Below are 6,628 nucleotides of genomic sequence, written 5' to 3'. Positions count from 1 at the left end.
GCGCGGGTCGCTGCGCGCGCAGCGCGCAGCGAAACCCCTCAGACCGGCAGCAATGCCGCGCCGACCCGGCGGCCTTCGGCCAGCAACACGTTATAGGTGCGTGCCGCGGAGGGCGATCCCATCGGCTCCAGCGGCAGATCTGCCGCTTCCAGCACCCGGCGCAGATCGGCGGGCAGGGGGGCCATGTCAGCCCCGGTCCCGATCAGCAGCACATCAAGCGCCCCGGCCAGCGCCACCAGCGCGCCCGCATCTTCCAGCCCGCCCCAGGCGCGCACCCCACCGGGCAGGCACAGGACCGGACCCTCGAAGACCTCTCCGCCGACGCGGAAGAAGCCTGGGCCATAGCCATCCACGGGCCGCGCCTCGCCAAAGCTGATTTCGTTCATGCGCATTGCGGTCATCCCTATTCCCAGATCGGCAGTCCGGTGACCAGCGCCAGCCCGATCACCCCGTAGGCGGCTCCTCGATACAGGGTCTCGTGGCGGGGATCAAACAATGCCTGCCCGATCAGCGAGGTCAGGAAATAGGGCAGGGACAGGATCAGCGCCAGTATCATGACGCCAAGCCCCACCGATCCGCGCAGCAGCAGGTTGCCCACCACCACCACGTCGAGCATCGCCAGAAACAGGATCGTATTGGCGCGCACCGAGGCGACGCCGCTCTGCCCGGCAAGGTAGAACAGGATCACCGCAGGCCCCGTCAGCCCGGTCAGCCCGCCGATGCCGCCTGCCGCCGCGCCGATGCCCAGAAGGCCCGGCACCGCCACCTGGCCGCGATAGCGCCAGCCCGCGATCAGGGCGGTCAGGGTCACCAGCGCCACAGCGGCCACGATCCAGCGTACCGTATCGCGGTCCAGAAGCGTCAGCAGCCACAGTCCAAGCGGCACGGTCACCAGTGCCGCCAGCCCCATCGTGCCCACTTCGCGCCGGTCGGCCTGTCCCCAGGCGCGCGGCAGAAGTGCCGCCGTGCTGGCGACGCCGGTCAGCGTGATCAGGGCGATGACGATCTGCGGTTCAAGAAAGATCCCAGCCACCGGCACGAAGATCAGCGCCGTCCCGAACCCGGTAAAGCCGCGCACGATCCCGGCAGCAGAGATGGTCAGCAGCAGCCAGACCAGCCCCGGCGTCGCCAGGGCCGGTCCGAGGATATCAGGCATCGATATTGGCGAACTGGGTGCCGCTGGCCCCGCCGCCATCGGTCTTGGACCAGTCGCGCTTGACGCCGAGGCGCAGCAGGATCGCCGAGGCCACGAAGACCGAACTGTATGTGCCCACCACGATGCCCCAGATCATCGCGAAGACGAAGCCGCGGATCACATCGCCACCCAGCACGAACAGCGCAATCAGCGCGATCAGCGTGGTGAAGGAGGTCATGACCGTCCGGCTCAGCGTATCGTTGATGGACAGGTTCAGCACCTCTTTCAGCGGACGTTTCTTGAACTTGCGCAGGTTTTCCCGCACCCGGTCGAAGACGATCACGGTGTCGTTCAGGGAATAGCCCACGATGGTCAGAAGCGCCGCGATGATGGCCAGGTCAAAGCGGATCTGCAACAGGCAGAAGATGCCGATGGTCAGCGTCACGTCATGGATAAGGGCCGCCACGGCGCCAAGCGAGAACTGCCATTCGAAGCGCAGCCAGATATAGATCAGCACCGCCGCGATGGCGAGTGTCACCGCGATGATCGCGGTTTGCACCAGTTCGCCGGACACGGTCGGGCCGACGCTTTCGACCGAGGGGAAGGTGATGGTCGGATCGACCTCCTGCAACACCGCTTCGATGGCGGCGATCGTCTCGGCGCTGACCGATTCCTGCCCGTCCTGTGCCTGCACATTGACCAGCGTCACATGTTCATCCGCCGCGAAGGTCGGGTCGAACACCTCGGTGATCGAGATATCGCCAAGGTCCAGCCCCTGAAGCGCCTCGCGATAGGCCGCGACATCCACCTCGGAATGGGCTTCGGTGCGGATCGTGGTGCCGCCTCGGAAGTCGATGCCGAAATTCAGGCCGATGACGAAGAACAGCACGATCGAGGCCACGACGGCCACGCCCGATGCCACCAGCGCGACGCTGCTCAGCCGGAAGAAATCCCAATTGGTTTCGGAGGGTACAAGCTTCAGACGCATCGGATTACACCTCGATCTTCTTGGGACGGCGGCGTTCGAACCAGAGCAGGATCAGCAGCCGGGTGATGTAAATGGCCGTAAAGACCGACGTGATGATCCCAAGCCCGAGCGTGATCGCGAAGCCGCGCACCGGACCCGACCCCATGACATAGAGGATCACCGCCGTGATGAAGGTGGTGATATTGGCGTCATAGATCGCCGAGCGGGCCTTTTCATAGCCAAGCTCGATGGCGCGGGCAGGCCCCTTTGCGGTCTTCAGTTCCTCGCGGATACGCTCGAAGATCAGAACATTGGCGTCCACCGCCATACCGATGGTCAGCACGATCCCGGCAATGCCCGGCAGGGTCAGAGTGGCCCCGATGGCCGAAAGCAGCCCGAAGATGAGGCCCACATTGATGATCAGTGCGATATTGGCGAAGACGCCGAACAGCCCGTAGCTTCCGATCATGAAGATCAGCACGGCGATGCCCGCGACCATTGCCGCCACTTCGCCCGCCGCGATGCTGTCGGCACCCAGTTCCGGGCCGATGGTGCGTTCTTCGAGGAAGGTCATTTCGGCGGGCAGCGCCCCGGCGCGCAGCAGAACCGCCAGTTCGGTCGAGCCTTCGACGGTGAAGTTGCCGCTGATCTGGCCGGACCCGCCGCAGATCGCCTCGCGGATCGTCGGGGCGGACAGCACCTGCTCATCCAGCACGATGGCAAAAGGTGCGCCGACGTTGTTCTGGCTGTAGTCGCAGAAGGTCCGCGCCCCGGCGGTGTTCAGGCGGAAGGTGACGACCGGCTGCCCGTTCTGGTCGAAGGCGGGCTGTGCATCCGTCAGATCCTCGCCCGACAGCACCGGCGATTGTTCAAGCCGGTAGAGCAGGCCCTCATCCTCCACATCCGGCAACACGATCTCGCGTGCACCGGCCTCCACGTCGCTGCCGCTACCGCGCCCGGTGACCGGGTGGAAGGTCAGTTGCGCGGTGGTGCCGATCAGGCGCTTGAGCTCTTCGGCGCTGCCGATACCGGGCACCTGGATCAGGATGCGGCGGTCGCCCTGGCGCTGGATCGTGGGTTCGCGGGTGCCGACCTCGTCGACGCGGCGGCGCACGATCTCGATCGACTGGCGCATGGTGCGGTCGTCGGTGGCGGCGCGTTCGGCCTCGGACAGGGTCACGATGATCACATCACCCTCGGCCCGGATGTCCAGCGTCATGGCGCCAACAGCGGTGACGCTGCTGACCGGCTGCGACAGGGCGCGGACGGCCGCAAGCGCGGCGGTCATACCGTCGGGCTGGGAAATGCGCACATGCAGTTCGTCCGAAGGGGAGTCCTGCCGGCGGATCGTGCCGACCGTGTCACGCTCTTCGCGCAACGCGTCACGCACCTGCGGCCACAGCCCGTCCATGCGCGTGGCATAGACATCCTCGACCTGAACCTCGGCCAGCAGATGCGCGCCGCCGCGCAGGTCGAGACCGAGATTAACCAGCGAGGAAGGCAGGAAGCCGGGCCAGCCCGACAGGTCGTCTGCGACCTCCTCCTCGGTGGCCAGACCGGCCTCGATGGCGGCTGCGGCGTCGTTATGGCGTTCCACGCGGGGGTAGAACAGGTTGGGCATCGCAAACGCGAGCCCGAGGGCGACGAGGCCCCAGATCAGAACCCGGTTCCAGAGGGGGATATTGAGCATCGTCGCGCCTTCAGGTCAGATTATTCGCTTGCGGGTTCGGTCTTGTTCACGACGCGCACGATGGTGTTGCGCACGACGCGGACCTTGACGTTGTCGGCCAGCTCGACCTCGACCTCGTCATCATCCTTGACCTTGGAGATCTTGCCGATGAAGCCGCCAGAGGTGATCACCTGGTCACCCCGGCGCAGTGCTGCAACCATCGCCTCATGCGCCTTGCGCTGCTGCTGCTGCGGGCGGATCATGAGGAAATACATGATCACGAAGATCAGAATGAGCGGGATGAACCCGGCGATACCTTCCATGGGGGCGTCCTTCTTGTTCCGTGGCGCGGGGCCTTTTGTTGGTCTTGAGCCCCCGCGAAATCGGCGGCACGTTACTGGCGCAAGGGAAGAAGCGCAAGGCGCGCAGGCCGCGTTTGCCCTCCCCAAGGCCGGTTAATGGGGGATATGGTGTGTGGATGGGGAAACGCAATGCGTGGAAGGGTCTTTCATGCGCGACATTTGCGGTCTGATTGTTCAGAGCCGCGCCATTGACGACGCGCGCGGTGGCGATCCGACACTCTCAGTGGAGCGCTTTATCCCTGCCAAGTCCGAACGACCTCAAACGCCTCGTCTGACCTCACCAAATCGCCTCCGCCGGGGGCGCGTCGGCGATGGCGCGGCGGCTTCGCCTTGATTCCGCGCGGGGAAGGATTGAGAGCGATTGTCTATCAACAAGAAAACGCCGCGAGCGGTCACCCCCTCGCGGCGTCTTTCGTTTTCCGGATCACCGGATGGTTCAGAGCTTTTGCAGCTCCACCGCCGAGGCGCGGCCGTCGCGGCCTTCGCGCAGCTCGTAGCCGATTTTCTCGTTATCGGCGAGGCCGGTCAGCCCCGATCGTTCCACGGCCGAGATGTGCACGAACACATCCTTGCCGCCATCGTCGGGCGCGATGAAGCCATAACCTTTGGTGGTGTTGAACCATTTTACGGTGCCAGTGGGCATGTCCGTTCTTCCTTCTCAAGTCTTCCTTGGTGCCACCCGCGAGATGCGGCGGCGTGGTGCCGACAGACACCCCCTGTCTGACGTCCTTGAGAGAGCGGGACAGCGAAAACCTGTTGTCACGGCAGAAAAGATGGGGTGATTTCAGAAAAACGCAAGGAATTTCGTGCGGCTGTCATGGGAATGTCATGGGTCTGCACATGTAGGAGGCTGAAATGGAGCTATACGGGTTGAAGACCTGCGACACCTGCCGGAAGGCGCTGAAATCGCTTGAGGCGGCGGGGCAGTCCGTGCGGTTGGTGGACGTGCGGGCGGAGCCTTTGGGGGCTGATCAGTTGGCGGAATTTCTCGGGGCGTTCGGGGATGCGCTGGTCAATACGCGGTCGACCACATGGCGGGGCCTGGCGGAGGAGGAGCGCAAGGGCGCACCCGCCGATCTGCTGGCCGCGCACCCCGCCTTGATGAAGCGCCCCGTGATCCGGGCGGAGGACGGGACGCTCTATCTGGGCTGGGGCAAGGAGGTTCAGGCGGCGCTGGTCTGAGGCAGCGCTCGGGCGCGCAGGGCGGCATCGACCGAGACCGGACCCGCGCCGCGGAAGACCATATAGGCCAGCAGGAACACCCAGAAGGCACGCTGATCAAGGATCAGGCTGTCAGAGCCCGCATCGAACCATGCGCCGATTACATCCGCGCTGACGCTATGGCCGACGATATCAACATAGCTTTGAACGAGGACAAAGCCGATCATCCCAAGCGCGGCCAGCCGGGTGAAGAGGCCAAGCACAATCAGCGCGGGCAGGATGAATTCGGCCCATGTGCCCGCGACCACCACCAGCCGCCAGAACGCCCCGAGCTGGCTGGCGTCATAGCCTACGGCCTCGGACATGCGGGGCAGGATCTGCACATAGGCGTTGAAATTGGGTTGGAAGAGGCCGGAGAGGCCCTCACCCAGCTTGGTCATCCCGGAATTCCAGTAATAGACCATCAGCGTCGCGGCAAAGACGAAGCGCGCGAGCGTCGGCATCAGGATCGGCGCAAGGGTGGTTTCCAATGTGTCGAAGAGGCGGGTGTGCAGGGAAACGAGGGTCCTCATTGGTCGGGTCCTTTCTGGAGTGTCAGCGCGCCCGAGGTCAGGAACAGCGTCAGCAGCGGGGCAAGGTCGATCCCCGGTTCGGCCTCAATGCTGCGTTCCAGGGCGAGGGCGATTGTCGTGCGGCCATCGAGCGCCCCTGCGAACGCCGCGCCGCCTGCTGGCAGCAGATGCGGGATCGGGTCGAACTCTGGCCGGGTGATCATGACGGTTTCGGCCACCGGCTGCGGCTTGGGCGCGTCGGGCTGCGTGTTGCGACGCCAGATGCCGTGGATCGGGTAGCGCGAGGCGACGATCTGGGTGGCGGGGGCAAGGACCGGCGTCAGCTCCATCAGCGTGGCCGGGTCCATGCCCGCCGCGTTCAGCGGGTCCGCATCGGCGGCGTGGTAGGAGCGGCGGATCGCCAGTTCCAGCCGGGCGATATCGGCGAGGTAAGGATAGGCGGCAAGCGGTTGAAACCCTTCCAGAAACTCGGGCATCGCCTGCCCATATTGCGACAGGGCGCGGCTGGTTGGGGGATGAGCGCGAGAGAAGATGAGCGCCAGCGTCTTGAAGCTTTTCTCGCCCAGAAGCTTCAGCAGAACCGGAAACCCGGTTTCCAGCGCGTCGGTGAGCGAGGCGGCGAGGTTGTTGCGGTAGACGTTGAAACGTTTGCCCGCCGGGCGGCCCTGGGGGTCCACCATGCCAGACGGCACCGGGGCATTGGGATCGAGGATCGCGGCAGTGAAGTCGGATTGCTGCATCGGATTACACCAGGGCCGGTTG

At 64.9% G+C, this 6,628-nt stretch carries 9 protein-coding genes; 1 reads left to right on the top strand and 8 read right to left on the bottom strand.

Annotated elements, in window-relative coordinates:
* Positions 1-38: 38 nt before the first annotated feature.
* From BKY26_RS00405 to BKY26_RS00380, 6 genes are all read right to left on the bottom strand, one after another.
* A complete protein-coding gene (locus BKY26_RS00405) occupies positions 39-392 on the bottom strand; it encodes an Mth938-like domain-containing protein (protein WP_071688425.1) in 354 nt (117 codons plus the stop codon).
* A gap of 11 nt (positions 393-403) precedes the next feature.
* Entirely contained in the window at positions 404-1,156 is a 753-nt protein-coding gene (locus BKY26_RS00400; protein ID WP_071688424.1) for a TSUP family transporter, read from the bottom strand.
* Positions 1,149-2,123 (bottom strand): protein translocase subunit SecF, encoded by a 975-nt coding sequence (gene secF, locus BKY26_RS00395; protein WP_071688423.1) that lies wholly within the window; start codon positions 2,121-2,123, stop codon positions 1,149-1,151. Before secF ends, BKY26_RS00400 begins: the two co-directional genes overlap by 8 nt.
* Before the next feature lie 4 nt (positions 2,124-2,127).
* Positions 2,128-3,792 carry a protein translocase subunit SecD gene (gene secD / locus BKY26_RS00390; protein WP_071688422.1) on the bottom strand — a complete coding sequence of 555 codons (1,665 nt, stop codon included), beginning with the start codon at positions 3,790-3,792 and terminating at the stop codon, positions 2,128-2,130.
* A 20-nt stretch (positions 3,793-3,812) separates the two neighbouring features.
* Positions 3,813-4,094 (bottom strand): preprotein translocase subunit YajC, encoded by a 282-nt coding sequence (gene yajC, locus BKY26_RS00385; protein WP_071688421.1) that lies wholly within the window; start codon positions 4,092-4,094, stop codon positions 3,813-3,815.
* Between the two features lie 475 nt (positions 4,095-4,569).
* Positions 4,570-4,776 carry a cold-shock protein gene (locus BKY26_RS00380; RefSeq protein WP_071688420.1) on the bottom strand — a complete coding sequence of 69 codons (207 nt, stop codon included), beginning with the start codon at positions 4,774-4,776 and terminating at the stop codon, positions 4,570-4,572.
* Between the two features lie 212 nt (positions 4,777-4,988).
* Here BKY26_RS00380 and BKY26_RS00375 point away from each other — a divergent pair, with 212 nt between their 5' ends.
* Entirely contained in the window at positions 4,989-5,315 is a 327-nt protein-coding gene (locus BKY26_RS00375; RefSeq protein WP_071688419.1) for an arsenate reductase family protein, read from the top strand.
* Here BKY26_RS00375 and BKY26_RS00370 read toward each other — a convergent pair.
* Complete coding sequence (locus tag BKY26_RS00370) at positions 5,297-5,866, bottom strand: DoxX family protein (RefSeq protein WP_071688418.1); 570 nt, start codon at positions 5,864-5,866, stop codon at positions 5,297-5,299. The genes BKY26_RS00375 and BKY26_RS00370 overlap by 19 nt on opposite strands.
* Positions 5,863-6,628, bottom strand: a 766-nt coding sequence (locus BKY26_RS00365; RefSeq protein ID WP_321184861.1) for an HvfC/BufC N-terminal domain-containing protein, incomplete at its 5' end; no start/stop codon positions are given. The genes BKY26_RS00370 and BKY26_RS00365, both read right to left, overlap by 4 nt.

It is taken from the genome of Nioella sediminis, from assembly GCF_001879695.1.
Classification (GTDB): domain Bacteria; phylum Pseudomonadota; class Alphaproteobacteria; order Rhodobacterales; family Rhodobacteraceae; genus Nioella; species Nioella sediminis.
The sequence above is the reverse complement of the archived record's forward strand: the minus strand, read 5'-3'. Positions and strand labels throughout refer to the sequence as shown.